Origin of the sequence: Falsiroseomonas bella (assembly GCF_003173615.1) — a bacterium.
Taxonomy (GTDB): Bacteria; Pseudomonadota; Alphaproteobacteria; order Acetobacterales; family Acetobacteraceae; genus Falsiroseomonas; species Falsiroseomonas bella.
This window is the reverse complement of sequence record NZ_QGNA01000009.1, coordinates 112,216-134,244: the sequence shown is the minus strand read 5'-3', so window position 1 is coordinate 134,244 and position 22,029 is coordinate 112,216. Positions and strand designations below refer to the sequence as shown.

The following is a 22,029-nucleotide window of genomic DNA, read 5'->3' as shown; positions in this document are numbered from 1 at the left end:
CTTCAACCGGCTGAAGCACTTCCGCCGCATCGCCACGCGCTTCGACAAGCTCGCTCGAAATTACCTCAGCGCCGTCGCCATCGCCGCCATCAGGCTATGGACCAGGTTTGAGTCCAGGACCTAGCCGGGCCCCTGCCCCGGCCGCAGCGCCGCCACCAGCGCGGCGTTGCTGTAGCGCGGATCCTCGGTGACCTCGGCGCCCAGCCAGTCGGGCAGGTCGGGGTCCACCTCCTCCGAATCGAGTTCGACCTCCGCCAGCACCAGCCCCGCGAGGGAGGCGGGGGCGGCGAACTCGTCCACGGTCCAGAGATGGCCGGCGAAGGCAACTTCCCAGCGCGTCTTGGCCAGCGTCGCGAAGGGGGAGAGGGCGAGCATCGCCTCGGCGTCGGCGACCGGGATCGCGTATTCGAACTCGGCGCGGACCTTGCCGCCCGGCCCTTTCACGGTGAGCAGCGCGGCGGCGCCGGCGATGCGGATGCGCACGCTGGGCTCCTTCGGGCCGCCGGCGGCCAGGTAGCCCTGGCGCATCGGCAGCGGCGCGCGGGCGGCCTGCCGCCAGCCATCGCCGCGGACCAGGAATTTCCGTTCGATCTCGATGCCCATGCCGGTGATCTAGCGCCTGATCCGCGAAGGCGGAATCGCCGAAGCGGTGAATCAGTCGCTCAAACAAAGCCTACCCTGCCCTGCCGCACGCCATGCTCGACGCGGCAGGGGGTCGCGCCCACATTGGCTCCATGAACCTGCTCGTCCCGACACCGGTGCTGTTCTATCCGCAGAAGCGGCCCGCGGCGGCGTCCGGCACGCCGCTCAAGGTGGTCTCGCCCTTCGAGCCGAATGGCGACCAGCCCGCGGCCATCCGTGAGCTGGTCGCCGGGCTGGAGCGGGCGGAGCGCGACCAGGTGCTGCTGGGCGTCACCGGCAGCGGCAAGACCTTCACCATGGCGAAGGTGATCGAGCAGGTGCAGCGCCCGACGCTGGTGCTGGCGCCGAACAAGACGCTGGCCGCGCAGCTCTACGGCGAGATGAAGTCCTTCTTCCCGGAGAATGCGGTCGAGTATTTCGTCAGCTACTACGACTACTACCAGCCTGAAGCCTATGTGCCGCGCACGGACACGTATATCGAGAAGGACGCGCAGATCAACGAGCAGATCGACCGCATGCGCCACTCCGCGACGCAGGCGCTGCTGGAACGGTCGGACGTGATCATCGTGGCCTCCGTCAGCTGCATCTACGGCATTGGTTCGGTCGAGAACTACAGCCGGATGGTGGTGAAGCTGGAGCGCGGCGGGAAGATCGAGCGCGACACGCTGGTGAAGGGCCTGGTTGAGCAGCAGTACCGCCGCAACGACAGTTTCTTCGCGCGCGGCACCTTCAGGATACGCGGCGAGACGGTGGACATCTGGCCGAGCCACCTGGAGGACCGCGCCTGGCGCGTGTCGCTGTTCGGCGACGAGGTGGATGGCTTGCGCGAATTCGACCCGCTGACCGGCGAGATCGTCGGCGAACTCGACCGCGTCGCGATCTACGCCAACAGCCACTACATCACGCCGCGGCCGACGCTGCAGCAGGCGATCCGCGACATCAAGGTGGAGCTGAAGCAGCAGCTCGAAATCCTGCACCAGCAGGGCAAGCTGCTGGAGGCGCAGCGGCTGGAGCAGCGCACGACCTTCGACATCGAGATGCTGGAGACGACGGGCAGCTGCAAGGGCATCGAGAACTACAGCCGCTACCTGACCGGCCGTAAGCCCGGCGAGCCGCCGCCGACGCTGTTCGAATACCTGCCCGAGAACGCGCTGCTGATCGTGGATGAGAGCCACGTCACCGTGCCGCAGATCGGGGGCATGTATCGCGGCGACTTCGCGCGGAAATCCATCCTCTCCGAATTCGGCTTCCGCCTGCCCTCCTGCACCGACAACCGACCGCTGAAATTCGAGGAGTGGGACGCCTATCGCCCGCTGACGGTCTTCGTCAGCGCGACGCCCGGCCCGTGGGAGATGGAGCGCACCGGCGGCGCCTTCGCGGAGCAGGTGATCCGGCCGACCGGCCTGGTGGACCCCGTGACGGAGATCCGCCCCGTGGAAGGCCAGGTGGACGACCTGCTCGCCGAATGCCGCGAGGTCGCGCAGAAGGGCGGCCGCGTGTTGGTCACCACGCTGACCAAGCGCATGGCGGAAGACCTGACGGAGTACATGACGGAAGCCGGCATCCGCGTGCGCTACCTGCACTCCGACGTGGACACGCTGGAACGCATCGAAATCATCCGCGACCTGCGGAAGGGCGTGTTCGACGTGCTGGTCGGCATCAACCTGCTGCGCGAGGGGCTCGACATTCCCGAATGCGCGCTGGTCGCGATCCTCGACGCCGACAAGGAAGGCTTCCTGCGTTCGACGACCTCCCTCATCCAGACCATCGGCCGGGCGGCGCGCAACGCGGAAGGGCGCGTGGTGCTCTACGCCGACACGATGACGGAAAGCCTGCGCCGCGCGCTGGAGGAGACCTCCCGCCGCCGCGCCAAGCAGATGGCCTGGAACGAGGAGCACGGCATCACGCCGCAGACCATCAAGCGCGACATCTCCGACGTGCTGCAATCGGTCTACGAGCAGGATTACGTGACGGTCGAGGCGGTGGAAGGCGACGAGACGACGAACTTCGTCGGCAAGGACATCGCCGCGACCATCGCGGAGCTCGAGAAGAAGATGCGCGCCGCCGCGGCCGACCTGGAATTCGAGGACGCGGCGCGGCTGCGCGACGAGATCAAGCGGCTTGAATCGCTGGAGCTCGGGCTGCAGCCGAACCTCGCGGGGCGACCGCTGCAGGCGGAAGCGCCTGCGGGGGCGAAGGCGAGGCAGAAGGGCGACTGGAAGCCGAAGCCGCTCGGGCCGGGCGGCGGCGGCTACGATCCGGAGAAGGGCAAGGGGGCGTCCGGGCGCGGGCGCGGCCGGCGCCACTGAACGCGGGAATAGGCGCGGCGCCGCGCCGTTGTGTGGCAGCCGCGCCATCGGTCCGCCCCGCCTTTGCCATTCGGGGAGGCTTCGCTGGCGGCGCCACAACGAATCGGAGAGCCGGATGACCCCGAAGACCCTGCTGCCCCGCCTGCTCCTGGCCGCGCTCATCGCGCTGCCGCTGGCCGCCTGCGACGGGATGTCGCGCACGCAGCAGAGGGCCCTGTCGGGCGGCGCGATCGGCGCGGCGGGCGGCGCGGCGCTCGGCGCCATCACGGGCGGATCGCTGGTGACCGGCGCGGTGCTCGGCGGCGCGGGCGGCGCGGCGGTCGGCGCGTTGACCTCGCCCTCGCGGCGCTGAGATTCAGCCGGGCTTCAGCGGCAACGGCAGGCCGGGGGGCGCGTTGGCGCCCCATGGCCGACCATCACGCCCGGATCATCATCGCCGCGCCCGCCGCGGAGGTCTTCGCCTTCATCGCCAATCCGATGAACCTGCCCCGCTGGCAGCCCTCGCTGCGCGAGGCGTTCCGCGAAGACGAGGCGCGCATCCGCGTGATCGGCGGCGGCGTCGGCGCGCAGGGGGTCGCGGCCCATGCGCGCTTCCTGGTCGAGCACGAGGCGCGGCGCCTCTGTTGGGCCGCGGAAGCCGGCATCGGCTGCGCCGGCGATGTCACGGTGACGGAGACGCCGGACGGCGCGGAGGTCGCGCTGGAACTGCGCCTCGGCCCGCGCGCCGAACGGCCGGAGGCGGTGCGCCGCTGGACGGGCGATGCCGCGCTGGACATCGCGGCCGCGATGCAGGCGAGCCTGGAAGCGGTGCGGCGGCATTGCGAGGGCGCGGTGCAGGGCGTCACCCTGGTTTCCGGCGGCACCCAGTCCGATCCCTCGACGGCGCCGCTGCGCGACAGCCGGGCCTATGGCACCAGCGTGGAGCCCGACCGGGGCTGATCGCCGCGTTGCGGATGCGCGCGGCGGCGCCTTGCGGTCACCGCGGCGCGGGCTCCGCGTCGTCCTCGGCGGCAACGCCCGCTTCGTCCTGCGGGCAGGCGGCGGCGCGGCGCTGCAGCCAGGCGCTGCGCAGCGCGGCGTAGGCATCGAGCGATTCCGCCTCGAGCCGCGTCAGCGCGGGCTCGGCGCGCTCATAGGCGAGGAAGGCGTCGCCTGCCTGCCAGCCGGCGACCGGCGCCGCGCCCAACCCCTGCGCGAGCGCGGCATTGGCGGCGAGCGCCGCGCCGGCGTCGCGCAGCGTGCTCGGGCCGAGCAGCGGGAGAACCAAGTACGGCCCGCTCGGCAAGCCCCAGGCGCAGGCGGCGTCGCCGGGCGAGAGGGGCTGGCGTTCCAGCCCGCGCTCCGCCGCCGCATCATGCCAGCCGCCCCAGCCGAGCGTCGCATTGATGCCGAAGCGCCGCGCGGCGTTCCAGGCGCGCGAAAGATCGCCGGCGGCGACGGCGCTCAATGCGGTGACCGGCTCGCCGAGATTGGCGAGGACACGGCCGACGCCGGCGCGCGTCTCCGCCGAGACCTGCGCGCGCCAGAGCGCGGCGGCGGGGGCCAGCGCGTAGGATTGCGCGAGGGCGTTGAAGCCGTGGATGCGGCGGTTCACCCCCTCCCACGGGTCGGGCGCGGCCTGCGCCGCGGCGGGCAGGAGCAGGGTGGCGCAGAGCGGGAGGAACAGGGCGCGCATGGGCGGAGGCTAGAGCAGCGCCCGTTCGAGTGGAACCGCTCCGCGGTTCCGCCGAACGGGCACAAGCTGCTCTAGAGATTTAACTTGTAGAGCACGACCTCCTGATCGACTGGTTCCAGCCGATCGAAACGTACTCTAGCGCGCCCTGCCTGCCGGCGCGACGGGCCGCGTGCCGGCGGGCGCGCAGGATCGCCTGCGCCGCCCCGCGATGGCTCCGCAGCCCGGCGCGGCGGCGATATCAGACGGCGGCGCGGCGGCGCACGGCCACCAAGCCGGCCGCGGCGATGGCCAGCACCGCGAGGCCGGCGGGCTCGGGCACCTCGGTCACCTGGACGGAGAGGAGTTCGACCTCGCTGCCCTGGACGGCGAAGCTGAACAGCAGCACCGGCGTGTTGATGCCGTCGTTGCTGTACGCGTCGGCGCGGACCTCGGCGAAGCTGTCATCGGGATCGAAGAAGGGACCGGTCAGCGAGAAGCTCTGCAGCGCCGTTGCGTCGGCCAGCACGCCTGCGATCGTCTGGAGCAGGCTGACATAGGTGCCGCCCAGGTCGATGCCGCCTTGCGCTCCGAAGACGAAGGAGTCGACACCGGTCAGCGTGCCGCCGCCGCCTATCCCCGACGTGAATACCCCGAAGCCACCGACTGCGCTGAAGGGTGCGCTGCCGCCTGCGATGGTGATCTGCGTCGGCGCGCCCGGGCCGAAGGCCGTGACGGTCCCTTCGGTGGACGTGCCGCTCACGGACGTGCCGGTCGGGTTGAAGGTCGTGACGAGGGTGAAGCCCTTGCCGGTGAGGTCGGTGCCCGGGGCGAAGAACTTGCCCGCATGGTCGGTGCCCGCGGTGATGGTGCCGCTGACGGTGAGGGTGATGATCGGGGCCGCCGAGGCGGGTGCGGCGGCAGCGGCGCCGAACAGGAATGCTCCGAGGGCGAGGGCCCGGAGCGGGTGGCAACGAAGCATGCGGTGCGTCTCCACGGAAAGTCGCGCCCCGCCGGGGCGGCGGCGAGTTGTAACCGTGTCGGGTTTAGCAGACGCGTTAACAATTTCAAGATGAATTGAAATCGTAACTATACAGCTTAAGTGAAAATTTACGTAGTATTCTTCTGACGCAGGACTTTGCCAGGCCATCAAGGGCGCGGATGCGGCGGTCCTGCCAATTCCCTCGGATGGTGACCGATCCGCGCTCGATCGCCGGCGCGCGCCGCGCCGCGGCGGGCAGGAGCCGCGGCAAAGGCGCTCTCCGGATGGCAAAAGGGGGCGGGCCCTTCGGCCGCGCCCCCCCCCTTGGCGGAACCCCCCTGCCGGGCCGGATCAGCGGCGCCTGCGGCGCGCCACGGCGAGGCCGAGAAGGCCGGCGCCCAGCAGCGACAGGGTTGCAGGTTCGGGCACCTCGGTCAGGAAGGCGCCGCCGGTCGGGTTGTCGAGGGCGACGAGGTAGAGCGAGCCGAAGGCCGCGACGAGGTCCACCGACCCCGTGTTGGTCGCGCCCGAGGGCTTGGCGTAGCTATCGTACACATGGAAGCTCGGGATGGGCCTGAGGGTCGCGCTGGAGGGAATCGTCCGGAGGCTGATCCAATCCGCCTCGGCCTGCTGGCCGGCAAGGCTCGTGTAGTCGGCCGGCTGGGGATTGTTCACCGTCAGCGTGATCTCGCCGGTGATCCGCTGCGTGAAGAGAGTGGCGGCGCCTCCCGTTCCGGTCGTCGTCAGGGTGAAGCCCAGCACCGTCGGCGTGTTGAGGGCGGTGGTCTGGCCTGCCCCGAACCACGCGCCATTCGTGAAGGTGAACCGGCCGATCACGAATGCGGTCTGGACGCCCGCGTTCGTGAAATCGAAGCCCTCGAAGCTGATGACGGTCGGGTTCGGAACCCCCAACGCTGCGGGGTAACTCAGCGCGACGGAGGTCGGCTGGCCGGCGATCGCGGTCGAACCGGTCAGATACCCGCGGGTCTGGCCGGGGTCGGCATAGGCAATCCCCGTGCTGCCGCTGGGCACGATCGGCGTGCCGTTCAGCAGGCCGCTGGTGTTGATGCAGCTGGTGCAGCTGCCGCCGAATTCCGCAAAGGGGCCGCTGAAGTGGGTGAACTCGAAGTCGACCGTGCCGCTGCCGGTCGTCTGGCCGATGAAGGGCGGCTGCAGGAAGGCCGCGGCCTCGTTCGCGCCGCCGAGAAGGCCGGCCGCAAGGGTCGCGGCGAGAAAGCCATGCTTCACGTTTGACACCCGATGTTTCTCCCGTTGCGGCGTTCGCCCGCAATCATGCGCAGCCGAGCACGTTTCTCAGGCTGCCGGCAACATCGTTCGCGGTTTCGCGATTTCGGTTCGGCACCGCTTTTCCGCTGACGACCGCACGTCGACCGGAAGGCGAGGCCGCTCGCTCCCTCACCCCGACAGCTTCAGCATCGCGATCCCGGCGGCGATCAGCGCGATGCCGCCGATGCGGAGCGCCGTCGCCGGCTCGCCCAGCACCAGCATCCCCACCGCCGCCGTGCCGACCGCGCCGATGCCGGTCCACACCGCATAGGCGGTGCCGACCGGGAGCGCCTTCAGCGCCAGGCCGAGCAGGAAGATGCTGGCGGCCATGGCGCCCAAGGTCAGCACGCTCGGCCAGAAGCGGGAGAAGCCATCGGTGAGCTTCAACCCCACCGCCCAGCCGACCTCGAGCAGGCCGGCCAGCGTCAGCCAGATCCAGGCCAAGGGCTCAGGCCACCCCGGCGCGGCGGAGTTCCGGCTCCAGGCGGCCTGTCAGCATAAGCCACGCCATGCGGAGATCGGAGGCGAGCGACCACAGAGGGTAGCGGAAGGTGGCGGGCCGGTTGCGCTCCACCAGCATGTGCGAGCCCCAGGCGAAGCCGTAGCCGACCACCAGCGCCGCCAGCGCCAGCCAGAGCGGCCCGACCAGCAGCGCCCAGAGCAGCACGACCACGCCCAGAACGGTGCCTGCTGCATGGACAGAACGCGTCAGCGGGTTCGCATGCTCCCGAAGGTAATAGGGCCAGAACTCGGCATAGGTGGCGATGCGGTCCGACATGACGGGACGTTAACCGATGGCACGCCGGTCCGCCATCGCGGCTTTGCGCTACCGCGGCGCGGGCGCGGCTGGCAGGTTGGGATGGATGCGCCTGCCCACCGCCCTGATCCCGCTGCGCCATCCGGCCTTCCGGCTGCTCTGGCTGTCCAACCTGGTGGCGAATACCGGGATGTGGATGCAGAACACCGGGGCGGGCTGGCTGATGACCAGCCTCGCGCCCTCGCCGCTGATGGTGAGCCTGGTGCAGGTGGCGGCGCTGCTGCCGGTGTTCCTGCTGGCGCTGCCGGCGGGCGCGATGGCGGACATCGTGGACCGGCGGATCTTCCTGCTGGCCACCCAGGCCTGGATGGCGGTCTGCGCGCTGCTGCTGGCGCTGCTGACCCATGCCGGCGCGCTCGGTCCCTGGGGCTTGCTGGCGCTCAGCTTCGCGATTGGCGCGGGGACGGCGATGTCCTCCCCGGCCTGGCAGGCGACGACGCCGGAGCTGGTGCCGCGCGACGATCTCAGCGGCGCGATCGTGCTGAACGGCATCGGCTTCAACCTCAGCCGCGCGGTCGGCCCGGCGATCGGCGGCCTGGTGGTGGCGCTGGCGGGGCCGGAGGCGACCTTCGCGCTGAACGCGCTGGCCTTCCTGGTGGCGATCGCCGCGCTGGCCAGCTGGAAGCGGGAGGCGCCGCGCAGCAGCCTGCCGAAGGAGAGCTTCCTGTCCGCGCTGCGGGCCGGGCTGCGCTTCGTGCGCGGCAGCCCGCCGCTGCGCGCGGCGACGATCCGCGCCTGCGTCTTCTTCGGCGGTCTCGCCGCGATCTGGGGCCTGCTGCCGCTGGTGGTGCGCAAGGGCCTCGGGCTCGGGCCCGAATGGTACGGGCTGATGCTGGCGGCGATGGGGATCGGCGCGGTGATCGGCGGCTTCATGCTGCCGGCGCTGCGGGGGCGGCTCGATCGCGGCGCGATGGTGGTGGCGGCGAGCCTGCTCGGCGGCGGATCGCTGGCGCTGCTCGGCTCCGCGCCGCATGCGGCGGTGGGGCTGCTGGCGATGATGGGATTCGGCTTCGCCTGGCTCGCCGGCGCCTCCACCCTGCAGGCCGCGGCGCAGCTGGCGACGCCGCCCTGGGTGCGGGCGCGCGCACTCGGCTTCTACCAGGTGGCGACCTTCGGGGCGCTGGCGCTCGGCACCGCGCTCGGCGGCTGGGCGGGCGAGGTGGTGGGGCTGAAGCTGGCGCTGGCAGCGTTCGGCGCCGCATGTGCGCTGGGGGGAATCGCGGTGCGGCACATGTCCATCGAGGCGATTCCCGCCCCGGCCGCCGCACCCGCCGGCGCCAGCGTCGCACCGCGGCCGGAGCCGGCCGATCCCACCCTGGCGCCGATCCTGGCCGATGGCCGCCACCGCGTGCTGGAAGTGACGCGCTACACCATCGACCCGGCCGAGCGCCGCGCCTTCCTGGCCGCGATGGAGGAATGCCGCGGCGTGCGGCTGCGCGGCGGCGCGCTGGCATGGCGGCTCTATGAGGACGTGGCCCATCCCGAGCGCTGGGTGGAGCTGTGGATCGTGGAGAGCTGGACCGCGCATCTGCGGGAGGAGGAGCGGCTGACGGAGCACGACCGCGCCGCGCTGGCGCGCGCCGCCGGCTTCCAGCGCGGCGCGGCGCCGCCCGAGGCGGCGCGCTACCTGAACGTGATGCCCGACATGTTGCGCTGACAAGCGGAACGAGGCCGCACCGCACCGCGTTGGTTGCACATCCGCCAACAAGGAGCCTCGGAGCCGACATGCCGAAGACGCGCAACGACCTGGACGACAACGCCCGCAAGACGTCGATCGGCGTGCTGCAGGGCTGCCTGACGGACGGCATCGACCTCTACAACGCCACGCGCCAGGCGCATTGGAACGTGAAGGGCCCGCAGTTCCATGCGCTGCACACCATGTTCGAAGAGTTCTACACCACCCTTGCGACCGACATCGACGAGCTGGCGGAGCGGCTGGTGCAGCTCGGCGGCACCGCGATGGGCACGAGCCAGTCGGTCGCGGGCAGCACGCGCCTGCCTCCCTATCCGACCGATCTGCGCGACGGCGAAAAGCATGTCGCCGCGCTGCTGGAGCGCTATGGTGCGGTGGCGAAAGCACTCCGCGAAGGCATCGCCACGACCGACGAGGCGGGCGATGCGGACACCGCGGACCTCCTGACCGGCGTATCGAGGAACACGGACAAGGCCCTATGGATGCTGGAGGCGACGGCCGAGAGGTGACGACGCGTTGCGCGACGCCGGAGGCCGCGATCGCGGCCTTGGCGACGCTGCACGGACAGGCGAGCACGGCGCTGCGCGCCGCGCTGGAGCGCGTGATGGCCGGCGGCGCACCGCCGACGCCGGAGGAACGCGCCGCCTTCCGCTATCCGGAGCTGCGGCTGACCTATGCCGCGGGCGGCGCGCGCCCCGCGACGCGCCGCGCCTGGGCCAAGTTCCAGGCCCCCGGCACCTACGCAACCACCATCACGCAGCCGGCCTTCTTCCGCCGCTACCTGCTGGAGCAGCTGCGCCCGCTGATGGAGGAGTTCGGCGCGACCGCCGAGGTCGGGCCTAGCGGCCAGGAAATCCCCTATCCCTATGTGCTGGAGCCCGGCCGCGGCGTGGAGGCGGGCGACGCCACGGGCGCGATGCTGGCGCGGCACTTCCCGACCCCCTCTCTGGCGGAGGTGGGCGACGAGGTGGCGGACAGCCTGTGGCAGGCCGCGCCCGGCGCGCCGCTGCCGCTCGGCCTCTTCGACGCGGCGCGGGTGGACTACTCGCTGCGGCGCCTGGTCCACTACACGGGCACCGACTGGCGCGCGATCCAGCCCTGGATCCTGCTGACCAACTACCATCGCTACGTGGACCAGTTCATCCGCTGGGGCCTGGCGGAACTCGCGCGGGAGGAAAGCCCCTGGTCCGGGCTGGTGCTGCCGGGCGGCGTGCAGATCGCGCGCGGCGAGGTCGGCGCCGATCCGCGCGCCACGGCGGAGGCGCTGACCGCGGCCTCGCCCTGGCACCGCTTCCAGATGCCGGCCTACCACCTGGCGCGGGCGGACGGCTCGGGCGGCGTGACGCTGGTGAACATTGGCGTCGGGCCGTCCAACGCGAAGAACATCACGGACCACCTGGCGGTGCTGCGGCCGCATTGCTGGCTGATGGTGGGGCATTGCGCGGGGCTGCGCGGCAGCCAGGCGATCGGCGACTACGTCCTCGCGCATGCCTATCTGCGCCGCGACCGCATCCTGGACGAGCTGGTGCCACCGGACATCCCCCTGCCCGCCCTGGCCGAGGTGCAGGTCGCCCTGCAGGAAGCCGCGGCGCGCGTGACGGGTGAGCGCGGCGACGCGCTGAAGCGGCGGCTGCGCACCGGCACCGTCGTCACCTATGACGACCGGAACTGGGAGCTGCGCTGGTCGCGCGAGCGGCGGCCGCTGAACCTCTCGCGCGCCATCGCGGTGGACATGGAAAGCGGCACGCTGGCCGCGCAGGGCTACCGCTTCCGCGTGCCCTACGGGACGCTGCTGTGCGTGTCCGACCGGCCGCTGCATGGCGAGATCAAGCTGCCGGGGGCGGCCAGCGCCTTCTACGAGCGCGCGGTGGGCCAGCACCTGATGATCGGGCTGGAGGCGGTGGAGATCCTGCGCGGCGACCTGGGATCGCTGCACAGCCGCAAGCTGCGCAGCTTCGACGAGCCGCCATTCCGATAGGAAAAGCGCCGCTACCAGCGCGCGGCGACGGTGATCTCGACCTCGGAGGTCGAGGCGAAGCCGTCGCCGCCATCGGCGCGCAGGCGCACCACGGCATAGGGCATGGTCCAATGCGCCTGCTGGCCGCCCTGCCCGCCCGAGACCGGGCTGGCCTGGGCGTCGGAGAGGCAGTGCCCGATCTCGCCGCGCAGCGCGTCGAAGCGATGCCGCACCTCGGCGGCATGCTCGCGGCTCTCGGTCCTCAGCATGGTGGCGAAGATCGCGCCGCGCTCCGGCCCGTCCAGTACGCGCGTGACGCCGCGCCGTTCGGCGATCGAGCCGGGGATCAGGTGCGGCGCGAGGCCGATGTCGTTGAAGCCCCATTGGGCCGCCGCAACGAGCCGCTTCAGCGCCGGGCAGAAGGCCTCGTTCGCCTCGGCGGGCAGCGGCATCAGAAGGGGCAGGAGCAGGCTCAGGCGGCGCATGGCGGCGGGTCCGGGTATGGCGGGCCGAGGTTGGCGGCTCACGGCGGCGCGATCAATGCGCAACCGCGACCTTCGCCCGGACCGGACAGCCTTTCGCGCCGCTTCCCTCGACTCGGCCCGGATTGGTTGTGTGCCCCGCACCCGGTCGCTATCTTCACCCGGAAAGCGAGAACACAGCATGAACGATCTGTTCGGCCGCGGCCGGCTGAAAGGCGGCGCCGCGGCTCTCAGCACGGGCGAGTATTCGGCGAAGGACATCGAGGTCCTGGAGGGGCTGGAGCCCGTCCGGCGCCGGCCGGGCATGTATATCGGCGGCACCGACGAGAACGCGCTGCACCACCTCGCCGCCGAGATCCTCGACAACGCCATGGACGAGGCGGTGGCCGGGCATGCCGACTTCATCGAGGTGACGCTGGAGGCGGGCAACTGGCTGACCGTGCGCGACAACGGCCGCGGCATCCCGGTGGACCCGCATCCGAAATTCCCGAAGCTGTCGGCGCTGGAGGTGATCCTCACCACGCTGCATTCGGGCGGGAAGTTCTCGGGCAAGGCCTATGACACCTCGGGCGGCCTGCACGGCGTCGGCAGCAGCGTGGTGAACGCGCTGGCCGAGCGGCTGGAGGTGGAGGTCGCGCGCGACCGCACCCTGTTCGGCCACGCCTTCGAGCGCGGCAAGCCGGTGCAGAAGCTCAAGAACCTCGGCACCATCCACAACCGCCGCGGCACCACCATCCGCTTCAAGCCGGACCCGGAGATCTTCGGCAAGCAGCTGTTCAGCCCGGCGCGGCTGCACCGGCTCTGCCGGTCCAAGGCCTATCTGTTCCGCGGCGTCGAGATCCGCTGGAAATGCGACCCGGCGCTGGTGCAGGGCACGGACACGCCGGCCGAGGCGGTGCTGCACTTCCCGGGCGGCCTCTCGGACTTCCTGGCCGCCAGCATCGAGGGCCGCAGCCAGGTGGTGCCCGCACCCTGGTCCGGCGAGATGAGCTTCGCGGAGAATGCCGGGCGCTGCGAATGGGCGCTGACGTGGCTCGAGCAGGGCGAGGGCTTCCTCAACACCTACGCCAACACCATCCCGACGCCGCAGGGCGGCACGCATGAGGCCGGGCTGCGCGCGGCGCTGGTGAAGGGCCTGCGCGCCTATGGCGAGCTGAAGAAGGACCGCCGCGCGGGCAACGTCACGGCCGAGGACCTGCTCGGCGGCATGGCGGGCATGCTCTCGGTCTTCATCCGCGACCCGCAATTCCAGGGCCAGACCAAGGACAAGCTGACCAGCCCGGAAGCGGCGCGCCTGGTGGAGGCCGCGCTGCGCGACCATTTCGACCACTGGCTGGCCGGCGACCCCGCCACGGCGGACAATTTGCTCGCCTGGGCGGTGGAGCGCGCGGAAGAGCGGATCAGGCGGCGCGAGCAGAAGGACACGCCGCGCAAGAGCGCGACGCGCAAGCTGCGCCTGCCGGGCAAGCTCGCCGACTGTTCCCGCGAATCCTCGGACGGCACGGAGCTGTTCCTGGTGGAGGGTGATTCCGCGGGCGGCAGCGCCAAGCAGGCGCGCGACCGCGAGACGCAGGCGGTGCTGCCGCTGCGCGGCAAGATCCTGAACGTGGCGAGTGCTTCCGCCGACAAGCTCCGCGGCAACCAGGAACTGAAGGACCTGATCGAGGCGCTGGGCTGCGGCGTGGGCGAGAAGTTCGACATCGGCCGCCTGCGCTACGGCCGCGTGGTGATCATGACCGACGCCGATGTGGACGGCGCGCATATCGCGGCGCTGCTGATGACCTTCTTCTACAAGGAGCTGCCGGAGCTGGTGCGGCAGGAGCGCATCCACCTGGCGCAGCCGCCGCTCTATCGCCTGCAGGCGGGCGGCAAGACGGTCTATGCCAAGGACGATGCCGACAAGGACCGCCTCATCAAGCGCGAATTCAAGGCGAACCAGAAGGTGGACGTCTCCCGCTTCAAGGGCCTGGGCGAGATGCCGCCGGCCTCCTTGAAGGAGACGACGATGGACCCGAAGCGGCGCACGCTGCTGAAGGTGGTGCTGCCGCCGGAGGAGCGCGCGCGGACCTCCGAGCTGATCGAGGCGCTGATGGGCCGGAAGCCCGAGCTGCGCTTCCGCTTCATCCAGGAGAATGCCGCGAAGCTGGACGAGGAGGCGGTGGACGCCTGAGGAAGGCGTTGCCTACCCCGCCTCCTCCGGCAGCGTCGCCGGGCGCGTGACCTCGAAGACCTCCTCGTCCTCCGCGCTGCGCTTCGCCGTGAAGCCGAGCGACTTCACGAAGGCGAGCATCGGCGCGTTGTCGGCCAGCACCTGGCCCGCGATGGTCGCGATGCCGTTGGCGCGCGCCCAGGCGAACAGGCGCTCCATCAGGTGCCGCCCGAGCCCCTGCCCCTTCATCGCGCGGTCCACGATCACCGCGAATTCGCCGGTGATGCCGTCCGGCTCGCGGATCAGGCGCGAGACGCCGAGCAGGTCCTCGGTGCCGTCCGGCAGGCTGCGCACGGCGACGAAGGCCATCTCCCGGTCGTAGTCGAGCTGCGTCATGCGCGCGATCTGCTGCGGCGGCAGCTCCCGCAGCTGGGAGAAGAAGCGCCAGCGTATGTCCTCGGGCGTCAGGCGGCGGAAGAAGGCGGCATGCGCCTCCGCGTCCTCGGGGCGGATCGGGCGGATGGTCAGCGCCTCGCCGGACTTCGTGTTCCAGCGCGTGACCCATTCCTCGGGGTATGGCGGGATCGCGAGCAGCGCCGCCTCGCCCGCGGGCCGCAGCGTACAGCGTGCGTCCAGCGCCATCACGCCATCGGCGCGCGCGACCAGCGGGTTGATGCCGAGGGCCGCGATCTCGGGGAAGTCCACCGCGACCTGGCTGAGCCGCACCAGCGCATCCTCCACCGCATCGAGATCGGCGGGCGGATGGTCGCGATAGCCGGCGAGCAGCGGCGCGGCGCGGGAGCGCGCGATCAGCCCCTTGGCCAGCGCGTCGTTCAGCGGCGGCAGGTCGAAGGCCTCGTCGCCCAGCAGCTCGGCCGCCGTGCCGCCCAGGCCGAAGCCGATGAAGGGCCCGAACATCGGATCCTCCTCCAGCCGCAGCTGCAGCTCGAGCCCGCGTTCCACCTGGCGCTGCACGAGGAAGCCGTCGAGCCGCGCATCCGGCCGTCGCTGCCGCGCCGAGGCCAGCATCGCCGCCGCCGCCTCGCGCAGCGCCGCCGCGCTGCGCAGTCCGAGCGCGACGCCGCCGACTTCGCTCTTGCTGCCGATGTCGGCGCTGCGCAGCTTGAGAACGACGGGAAAGCCCAGCGCGCCTGCCGCGGCGACGGCATGCGTCGCATCGGGCACCGCGCGGCCCTGCACCACCGGCAGGCCATAGGCGGCGAGCACGGACAGCGCCTCGTCCGCGGTCAGCGCCAGCCGGCCTTCGGCGCGGACGCGGGCGAACAGCGTGCGCACGGCGTCGCGGTCGGGCGCCAGCTTCAGCACGTCGCGGCCCGGAAGCTCGGCCGCGGCGCGGCGGTTGCGGCGGTCCTCGCAGAGCTGCAACGCGCCGCGCACCGCGGCTTCGGGCGTGGCGAAGGCCGCGACGCCGGCGCGGGCCAGCGCCAGGCGCTGCGGCGCGGCCGTCGCCTCCCCGGCCCAGCAGACCAGCACCGGCGCGGCGCGGGTCGCCTTCGCGGCGGCGGCGAGCGCGGAGGAGATCGTCTCGGCGTTCTCGTCGGCGACCGGCGCATGCAGCGCGACGACCGTGTCCACCTCCAGCAGGGCGGCGAGCATCGCCGCCGCCTCGCCGAGCGCCGTGCCACCGAGCGGGCCGAGCACGACCGGGTTGCGCCCGTGCCAACCGGCAGGCAGCCCGATGGCGAGGCAGCCCAGCGCCTCCGGCGAAAGCTCCGCCAGCCGCGCCCCGCCCGCCAGCGCCGCATCGGCGGCGAGCTGCGCGAGGCCCGTGGCGTTCGCCACCACCGCGATCCGGTCGCCCGCCCCGCCACGCGGCGACAGCTTCGCGCGCGCCAGCGTCTCCGCGGCGGAGAGCAGGTCGGCAAGGCCCGAGACCTGCAGCACGCCGGCGCGGCGCAGCGCGGCGGCCATCACCGCGTCGGTGGTGCCGCTGCGGTCGGCGAGCCGCCCGCCCGCGCGGATCGCCACCACGGGGCGCGTTCGCGCCGCGGCCCGCGCGGCCGAGATGAACTGCCGCCGGTTCTTGATGCGCCGGAGATCCAGCAGGATCGCCGCCGTGCCGGGATCGCGCGAGAGCCAGTCCAGCGCATGGGCGAAGCCGAGATCGGCATTGCCGCCGATGCCGATCACATGGCTGAAGCCGACGCTCTCGGCCTCCGCCCAGTCCAGCACCGCGCGGGCGAGCGCCGAGGACTGGCAGATCAGCGCGAGCTTGCCGGGCCGCGGCGCGAGATGCGCCAGCGAGGCGTTCAGCCCGATCGCGGGCACGCAGATGCCGAAGCTGCCCTGCCCCAGCGCGCGCAGCCCGGTGCGCGCGGCGATCGCGCCGAGATCGGGCGCCGCCCCCGGCACCACGGCCGCCTGCGCGCCCCGTTCGGCGAGCGCGGCCATCGCGGGCTCCAGCGCCTCCGGCGGCAGGGACAGCACGGCGAGGTCGGGTGGATCGAGCGCGGCGATGGAGGACGCCGTCTCAAGACCGGCATGCTCCATGCCGACGAGCGAAAGCCGCCCCCGGAAACCGCCGCCGGCGAGGTTGCGCGCCAGCAGCCCCGATTGCGGCAGCGCCGGATCGGCCACGAGCACGACATGCCTCGGCCGATACAGCGCCTCCTCGCGCAGCCTGCCGCGGGGGCCGAGCGTGGGCAGGGGCTTTTGCATGGTGCAACGCAGCATGCACCCCGCCCGGCGCCGGCCGCAACCATCGCCCGATCACAAGCCGAGGGCTTGCGGAGGCGCCCGCCCCGGCGTCCCATCGAAGCGGAGGAAGGATACGCCATGCCCGCTCAGGACTCCCGCTGGGACCCCGAAATGCTCGCCTTCAGCACCATGATGGAGCAGCGCGCCGCCGCGCAGCCGCCCATCGTGCTGACCCCGCCGCTCGACGAGGCGCGCAAGCTGAATGACGGGCCGCAGCTCGACCTCGCGCAGGGCGGGCCGACCATGGCCGAGAGCGGCGACCGCTGGCTGCCGATCCGCGGGCGGCGCCTGCTCTGCCGCTTCCATCGCCCCGCCGGCGGCACCCTGCCGGTGCTGATCTACATCCATGGCGGCGGCTGGGTCTGGGGCAGCGTGGACACGCATGACCGGCTGATGCGCGAATACGCCGCCGCCGCCGGCTGTGCGGTGATCGGCCCGGACTATGCGCTCAGCCCCGAGGCCGCTTTCCCCCAGGGGCTGGAGGAATGCGCCGCGGTGGTGCGCTGGGTGGCGAGGCACGGCGCCGAATGGGGCCTCGATCCCGCGCGGATCGTGATCGGCGGCGACAGCGCGGGCGCCAACCTGGCGATGGGCGTGGCGCTGCTGCTGCGGGAGACGGACCCGGACATCCGGCTTTCGGGCCTGCTGCTGAACTACGGCGTCTTCGATTCGCGGCTCGACACCGCGACCTATCGCGAATTCGCCGAGGGCTACTTCCTGACGCGGGAGAAGATGCGCTTCTACTGGGAATGCTATTGCCCGCGCCCGGCGGACCGCCTCAGCCCGCTGGCCGCGCCGCTGCGCGCCGATCTGCGTGGCATTCCGCCGGTGCTGCTGCACATCGCGGAGCTCGACGTGCTGGCGGCCGAGAACCACGCCATGGCCGAGCGGCTGCGGGCTTCCGGCGTGGCGGTGGAGAGCCGGCTGTCTCCCGGGACGGCGCATGGCTTCCTGCGCGCCCTGGCATATGTCGGCGCCTCCCGGCAGGCCGCCGCGGATGGCGGGGCCTGGCTCGCCCGGCGCTTCGCCTGAACGGGGCGTGCGGCGCCGGAAGCCCTGTTGTAAAATACCTTCACGGTTCTTTGATACGGAGGCGGCGCAATCCGCGCCGCCCTGCCGGGGAGATGCATGTTCAGGCCGCTGCTCATCGGGACCTTCGGCGCCGTGCTCGCGCTCACGCTGGCCTGTGCCGGCCTGGCGTGGTGGACGGCCTCGGTCGCCGTGTTCCAGATGGAGCGCACGCGCCACGTGCATGAGGTGCTGCACGGCCATCTGCACCTGGAATCCGAAGCCGACCGCCTGCTGCAGGCGGCCACGGCAGCAGCCCTCGGCGACGAGCAACTGGGCTTCGGGCCCGGCCATGCACGGGCGACCATCCGCGCCCAGTTCGCCAACATCCGCAGGCACATCACCGCCGAGATCGCGATGCTCCCGCAGAACCTGGCCGAGCGGGAGGAACTCGACGATCTGGCAGCCCTCGAGCAGCTCTCGCATGGCTTCGTGCAGCGCCTGGAGGATGCCGCGAGCCTCTCGGCGGCGGGCCGCATGGAGGAGGCGCGCGCGCAGCTGCGCATCGTGGTGCAGGGCGGGCTCGGGACCGAGTTCCGCAACGCCGTGCACGCCGCCGTGGACCGGGAGCGGGAGGATGCGATCGCCGCGGAGCGCGAGGCGGAACGGATGACGGCGGCCCCCGCGCGCCTGGCACGGCTGATGGCCGCCCTTGCCGTGCTGGTCGCGGTGATCGCGGCGGCCGTGCTGATCCGCCGGCTGCAGCGCCCGCTCGACCAGCTCGCCGGCGCGGCGGAGGCGGTGACCGGCGGCGACTTCTCGCGCCGGGTCACCGGCGTGCCGACGAAGGGCGAGCTCGGGCGCGTGGTGCGCAGCTTCAACACCATGCTGGACGAGGTGGCGCGCAGCCGCGCGGCGCTGCAGAGCAGCCATGCCGCGCTGGAGCAGGCGGTGGAGGCGCGCACCGCGGAACTCGCCGCGGCGAACGAGGCGCTGCAGCGGAGCGACCAGGCGCGCAGGCGCTTCCTGGCCGATGCCAGCCACGAGCTTCGCACGCCGCTCACGGTGATCCGCGGCGAGGCGGAGGTGGCGCTGCGCGGGGCGGACAAGCCCGTCGCCGATTATCGCCACGCCCTCGGCCGTGTCGCGGAGGAAGCTGCGCACACGGCGCGGCTGGTGGACGACCTGCTCTTCGTCGCCCGGTCCGAGGCAGGCGAGGCGCGCAGCGCCAGGCACCCGGTCGCGCTGGACGAGGTGGTGCAGGGGGCGGTGTCCGCCGCGCGCACCCTGGGGGCGCCGCGGGGGATCCGGGTCGGATCGAACGCCCTGCCGCGCCGTGTCGTGGTGCAGGGCGATGCGGACCGCCTGCGCCAGCTGGTGCTGATCCTGCTCGACAACGCGGTGCGCTATTCCGACGCCGGCGGCGAGGTCGTCGTGGAACTGCAGATGCTGCAGGAACAGGTACGGCTCGTGGTGGCGGATGACGGCATCGGCATCGCGCCGGAGGATCTCGAGCGCGTCTTCGAGCGGTTCCACCGCGGCGCCGACGCCGCGGCGCGCCACGACGGCGGCAGCGGCCTGGGCCTGCCGCTGGCGCGCGCCATCGCACGGGCGCATGGCGGCGAGGTGCGGCTGGAGAACCGGACGGGCCGTGGCACTGTCGCGCTGGTGGAGCTGCCGGCCGCGCATCCGCTGCAGGCCGTCGCATGAGCGCATCCCGCACCGCGCCCCGCGCCGCCCGCCGCGCCGCCCGCATCGAGAGGAGGACACAAGCCGCATGAAGGCATCGCGCATCCTGCTGGTCGAGGACGAGCGGCGCGTCGCCGATTTCCTCGCGCGCGGGCTCCGGGCGGAAGGCTATGCGGTGGACCTCGCGCATACCGGGCCGGAGGGCCTCGACCTGGCGCGCGGCGGCGGCCATTCGGCGATCCTGCTCGACGTGATGCTGCCCGGCATGGACGGGCGCGACATCTGCCGCAGGCTGCGCGCCGATGGCGACACGACCCCGGTGATGATGCTGACCGCCCTCGACTCGCTCGAGGACAAGGTGGACGGCTTCTCCTACGGCGCGGACGACTACCTGCCGAAGCCCTTCGCCTTCGCCGAGCTGCTGGCCCGCCTCGCCGCGCTGATCCGGCGCAGCCGCATCGTCGCAACGCCGCCTTCGCCGCAGCGCCGCGTCTTCGTCGCGGCCGGGCTCGAGCTCGACCCGGATGCGCTGACCGTCGCCTGCGGCAAGCGCCGGGTGGCGCTGACCTCGAAGGAATTCGCGCTGCTCGAGCTGCTGGCCGGCGCGCCCGGCCAGGCGGTCAGCCGGGAGCGGATCCTGTCGGAGGTCTGGGGCCTTGCGGAGGATCCGCTGACCAACGTGGTGGACGTCTATGTCCACCGCCTGCGCCGCAAGCTGCAGGAGGCCGGCGACGCGGCGCCGGTGATCGCCACCGTCCGCGGGCATGGCTACCGCCTGCTGGAGGAGCGCGACCTCGCCCCGGAGTGAGCGGCGCGTCGGGGCGCTTGCGCTGGATCATCACCCGGCGGGGCGGCATGGTGGCAAGCCCCTGCACGCTGATCGGAGAGAAGCCCGCATGATGCCTGGACGACGCAGCCTGATCGCCCTCGGGGCCTGCCTGCTGGCACCGGCCGTGCCGCGTGCCGCCCGCGCCGAGGCGCCGACGCAGATCCAGGTCTGGCGCGATCCCGATTGCGGCTGCTGCCATCTCTGGATCCCGCATCTGCAGGCGGCGGGGTTCACCGTGCAGGACAACCGCGTTCGCGCCCTGGCGGGGTGGCGGCGGATGCTCGGCGTGCCGTCGGACCTGCTGTCCTGCCATGTGGCGCGGGTCGGCGGCTTCGCGATCGAGGGGCATGTGCCGCCGCTGGCGATCCGCCGCCTGCTGGCGGAGCGGCCGGAGGGCGTGCGCGGGCTTGCGGTGCCGGGCATGCCGGTGGGCTCGCCGGGGATGGAAGTGCCGGGTCGCGAGCCGGACACCTACGACGTGATCGCCTTCGGCACCGGCCCGCATCGCGCCTTCATGCGCTTCCGCGGGACCGAGCCTGTGTGAGTCAGGCGCCTCGGGCGCTCGGCCGGCTCACGCCGGCCGGTGATCTCAGCCCGCGCGAAGCGCCCGCTTCGCCGTCTCGGCCAGGAAGCCGCTCGCGACCGGCAGGATGGCGTCGTTGAAGTCGTAGCGCGGGTGGTGCAGTTCGCGCCCGTCCTCGGCCGGGCCGTTGCCGATCCAGACGAAGGCGCCCGGCACCTCCTTCAGGAACCAGCAGAAATCCTCGCCCGTCATCGCCGGCGGCACGTCGCGGCGGACCGGCGCGACGGCGGCCGCGGCCTCGGCGGCGAGTTCCCGCTCGGCGGGGTGGTTCACTGTGGCCTCGACGCCGACCTTCCAAAGCACCGCCGCCTCCACGCCGAAGGTCGCGGCGATGCCCTGGCCGATGCGGTGCATGCCCTCCCGGATCGCCTCGCCGGCCTTGGGGTCGAGCCAGCGCGCGGTGCCCTTCAGCACGACGCGGCGGGGGATCTGGTTCACCGCCTCGCCGCCCTCCACGATCGTCACGCTGACCACGCCGCCCGCCAGCGGGTCGAGGTTGCGCGCCACCACGCTCTGCAGCGCGACGATGCAATGCCCCGCCGCCACCATCGGGTCGCGCGACAGGTGCGGCAGCGCGGCATGCGCGGCGTGGCCGTCGAAGGTCACCTCGAAGCGGCAGCCCGCGGCCATCACGGCCTTCTCATGCACCGCGATGGTGCCGGCCGGCAGGCCCGGCCAGTTGTGCCAGCCGAAGATGCGCTCCATCGGGAAGCGGCGGAACAGCCCCTCCTCCACCATCCGCTTCGCGCCGCCGCCGCCTTCCTCCGCGGGCTGGAACACGAGATGGACGGCGCCGGTCCAGGAGGGATCGTCCAGCAGCAGCTTCGCCGCGCCGAGCAGCGCGGTGGTGTGGCCGTCATGCCCGCAGGCATGCATCACGCCGGGCACGGTGGAGCGCCAGGGCAGCGCGGGGTTCTGTTCCTCGATCGGCAGCGCATCCATGTCGCCGCGAAGGCCGACGCTGCGGTTGCCGCCGCCGCGGCGCAACGTGGCGACGACGCCATGCCCGCCGACGCCCTCCGCGATCTCGGTCACGCCCATCTCGCGGAGCTTTGCCGCAACGAAAGCCGCGGTATGCTGCTCCGCCAGCGTGAGGCCTGGATTCGCATGAAGATGCCGGCGCCAGGCGGTCAGGGTCTCGGCAAAGGCGGAATCCATGGCAGATGAGTAGCCGGTCCGTGCGGGCTGCTCCACCCCCGCGTTGCAACCCGGGCGGACCGATGACGCTTGTTG

General features: G+C 72.3%; 20 protein-coding genes. 11 read left to right on the top strand and 9 right to left on the bottom strand.

All coding sequences use genetic code 11. The annotated features are described in order from the left end of the window. Positions 1-120: 120 nt before the first annotated feature. Positions 121-603, bottom strand: coding sequence for a CYTH domain-containing protein (locus tag DFH01_RS27565; RefSeq protein ID WP_109873746.1), 483 nt, complete (start codon positions 601-603; stop codon positions 121-123). A gap of 131 nt (positions 604-734) precedes the next feature. Here DFH01_RS27565 and uvrB point away from each other — a divergent pair, with 131 nt between their 5' ends. From uvrB to DFH01_RS27550, 3 genes are all read left to right on the top strand, one after another. Then, positions 735-2,951 carry an excinuclease ABC subunit UvrB gene (gene uvrB / locus DFH01_RS27560; protein WP_109873745.1) on the top strand — a complete coding sequence of 739 codons (2,217 nt, stop codon included), beginning with the start codon at positions 735-737 and terminating at the stop codon, positions 2,949-2,951. A 115-nt stretch (positions 2,952-3,066) separates the two neighbouring features. Further along, positions 3,067-3,303, top strand: a complete 237-nt coding sequence (locus DFH01_RS27555) for a YMGG-like glycine zipper-containing protein (protein ID WP_109873744.1) — start codon at positions 3,067-3,069, stop codon at positions 3,301-3,303. Positions 3,304-3,356: 53 nt separating this feature from the next. Continuing rightward, positions 3,357-3,890: an SRPBCC family protein gene (locus DFH01_RS27550; protein WP_109873743.1), complete on the top strand. Its 534-nt coding sequence runs from the start codon at positions 3,357-3,359 to the stop codon at positions 3,888-3,890. 37 nt (positions 3,891-3,927) lie between these two features. On the opposite strand, the gene DFH01_RS27545 is transcribed toward DFH01_RS27550, so the two are convergent. The 5 genes from DFH01_RS27545 to DFH01_RS27525 all read right to left on the bottom strand — a co-directional run bounded on the left by DFH01_RS27545 (position 3,928) and on the right by DFH01_RS27525 (position 7,649). After that, positions 3,928-4,626, bottom strand: coding sequence for an MlaA family lipoprotein (locus DFH01_RS27545; protein WP_109873742.1), 699 nt, complete (start codon positions 4,624-4,626; stop codon positions 3,928-3,930). A 238-nt stretch (positions 4,627-4,864) separates the two neighbouring features. Further along, positions 4,865-5,599: a PEP-CTERM sorting domain-containing protein gene (locus DFH01_RS27540; protein WP_158287937.1), complete on the bottom strand. Its 735-nt coding sequence runs from the start codon at positions 5,597-5,599 to the stop codon at positions 4,865-4,867. Positions 5,600-5,935: 336 nt separating this feature from the next. Continuing rightward, complete coding sequence (locus DFH01_RS27535) at positions 5,936-6,841, bottom strand: choice-of-anchor K domain-containing protein (protein WP_199231437.1); 906 nt, start codon at positions 6,839-6,841, stop codon at positions 5,936-5,938. Positions 6,842-7,000: 159 nt separating this feature from the next. After that, a complete protein-coding gene (sugE, locus tag DFH01_RS27530; protein WP_109873740.1) occupies positions 7,001-7,315 on the bottom strand; it encodes a quaternary ammonium compound efflux SMR transporter SugE in 315 nt (104 codons plus the stop codon). A gap of 4 nt (positions 7,316-7,319) precedes the next feature. Continuing rightward, entirely contained in the window at positions 7,320-7,649 is a 330-nt protein-coding gene (locus DFH01_RS27525) for an Mpo1-like protein (protein ID WP_109873739.1), read from the bottom strand. Positions 7,650-7,734: 85 nt separating this feature from the next. Between DFH01_RS27525 and DFH01_RS27520 the strand changes: the two genes are divergently transcribed. The 3 genes from DFH01_RS27520 to DFH01_RS27510 all read left to right on the top strand — a co-directional run bounded on the left by DFH01_RS27520 (position 7,735) and on the right by DFH01_RS27510 (position 11,359). Beyond that, positions 7,735-9,345, top strand: a complete 1,611-nt coding sequence (locus DFH01_RS27520; protein WP_109873738.1) for an MFS transporter — start codon at positions 7,735-7,737, stop codon at positions 9,343-9,345. Positions 9,346-9,413: 68 nt separating this feature from the next. Next, complete coding sequence (gene dps / locus DFH01_RS27515; RefSeq protein ID WP_109873737.1) at positions 9,414-9,890, top strand: DNA starvation/stationary phase protection protein Dps; 477 nt, start codon at positions 9,414-9,416, stop codon at positions 9,888-9,890. After that, on the top strand, positions 9,887-11,359 hold the full coding sequence (locus tag DFH01_RS27510) for an AMP nucleosidase (RefSeq protein ID WP_233256316.1): 1,473 nt from the start codon (positions 9,887-9,889) through the stop codon (positions 11,357-11,359). Before dps ends, DFH01_RS27510 begins: the two co-directional genes overlap by 4 nt. An 11-nt stretch (positions 11,360-11,370) precedes the next feature. Here DFH01_RS27510 and DFH01_RS27505 read toward each other — a convergent pair whose 3' ends face one another. After that, a complete protein-coding gene (locus tag DFH01_RS27505) occupies positions 11,371-11,823 on the bottom strand; it encodes a hypothetical protein (RefSeq protein ID WP_109873735.1) in 453 nt (150 codons plus the stop codon). 178 nt (positions 11,824-12,001) lie between these two features. Here DFH01_RS27505 and parE point away from each other — a divergent pair, with 178 nt between their 5' ends. Further along, entirely contained in the window at positions 12,002-13,990 is a 1,989-nt protein-coding gene (gene parE, locus DFH01_RS27500) for a DNA topoisomerase IV subunit B (RefSeq protein WP_109873734.1), read from the top strand. 12 nt (positions 13,991-14,002) lie between these two features. On the opposite strand, the gene DFH01_RS27495 is transcribed toward parE, so the two are convergent. Continuing rightward, a complete protein-coding gene (locus DFH01_RS27495; RefSeq protein ID WP_109873759.1) occupies positions 14,003-16,648 on the bottom strand; it encodes a bifunctional acetate--CoA ligase family protein/GNAT family N-acetyltransferase in 2,646 nt (881 codons plus the stop codon). Positions 16,649-16,765: 117 nt separating this feature from the next. Between DFH01_RS27495 and DFH01_RS27490 the strand changes: the two genes are divergently transcribed. The 4 genes from DFH01_RS27490 (at position 16,766) to DFH01_RS27475 (ending at position 20,757) form a co-directional block, all read left to right on the top strand. Beyond that, positions 16,766-17,719: an alpha/beta hydrolase gene (locus DFH01_RS27490; RefSeq protein ID WP_109873733.1), complete on the top strand. Its 954-nt coding sequence runs from the start codon at positions 16,766-16,768 to the stop codon at positions 17,717-17,719. A gap of 96 nt (positions 17,720-17,815) precedes the next feature. After that, on the top strand, positions 17,816-19,405 hold the full coding sequence (locus tag DFH01_RS27485; RefSeq protein WP_109873732.1) for a sensor histidine kinase: 1,590 nt from the start codon (positions 17,816-17,818) through the stop codon (positions 19,403-19,405). 67 nt (positions 19,406-19,472) lie between these two features. After that, the gene (locus tag DFH01_RS27480) at positions 19,473-20,192 is read left to right on the top strand and encodes a response regulator transcription factor (protein ID WP_109873731.1); all 720 of its coding nucleotides are present in this window, start codon (positions 19,473-19,475) and stop codon (positions 20,190-20,192) included. A 91-nt stretch (positions 20,193-20,283) separates the two neighbouring features. Beyond that, positions 20,284-20,757 carry a DUF411 domain-containing protein gene (locus DFH01_RS27475; RefSeq protein WP_109873758.1) on the top strand — a complete coding sequence of 158 codons (474 nt, stop codon included), beginning with the start codon at positions 20,284-20,286 and terminating at the stop codon, positions 20,755-20,757. Positions 20,758-20,802: 45 nt separating this feature from the next. On the opposite strand, the gene DFH01_RS27470 is transcribed toward DFH01_RS27475, so the two are convergent. Next, a complete protein-coding gene (locus DFH01_RS27470) occupies positions 20,803-21,954 on the bottom strand; it encodes an amidohydrolase (protein WP_109873730.1) in 1,152 nt (383 codons plus the stop codon). Positions 21,955-22,029 lie beyond the last annotated feature (75 nt).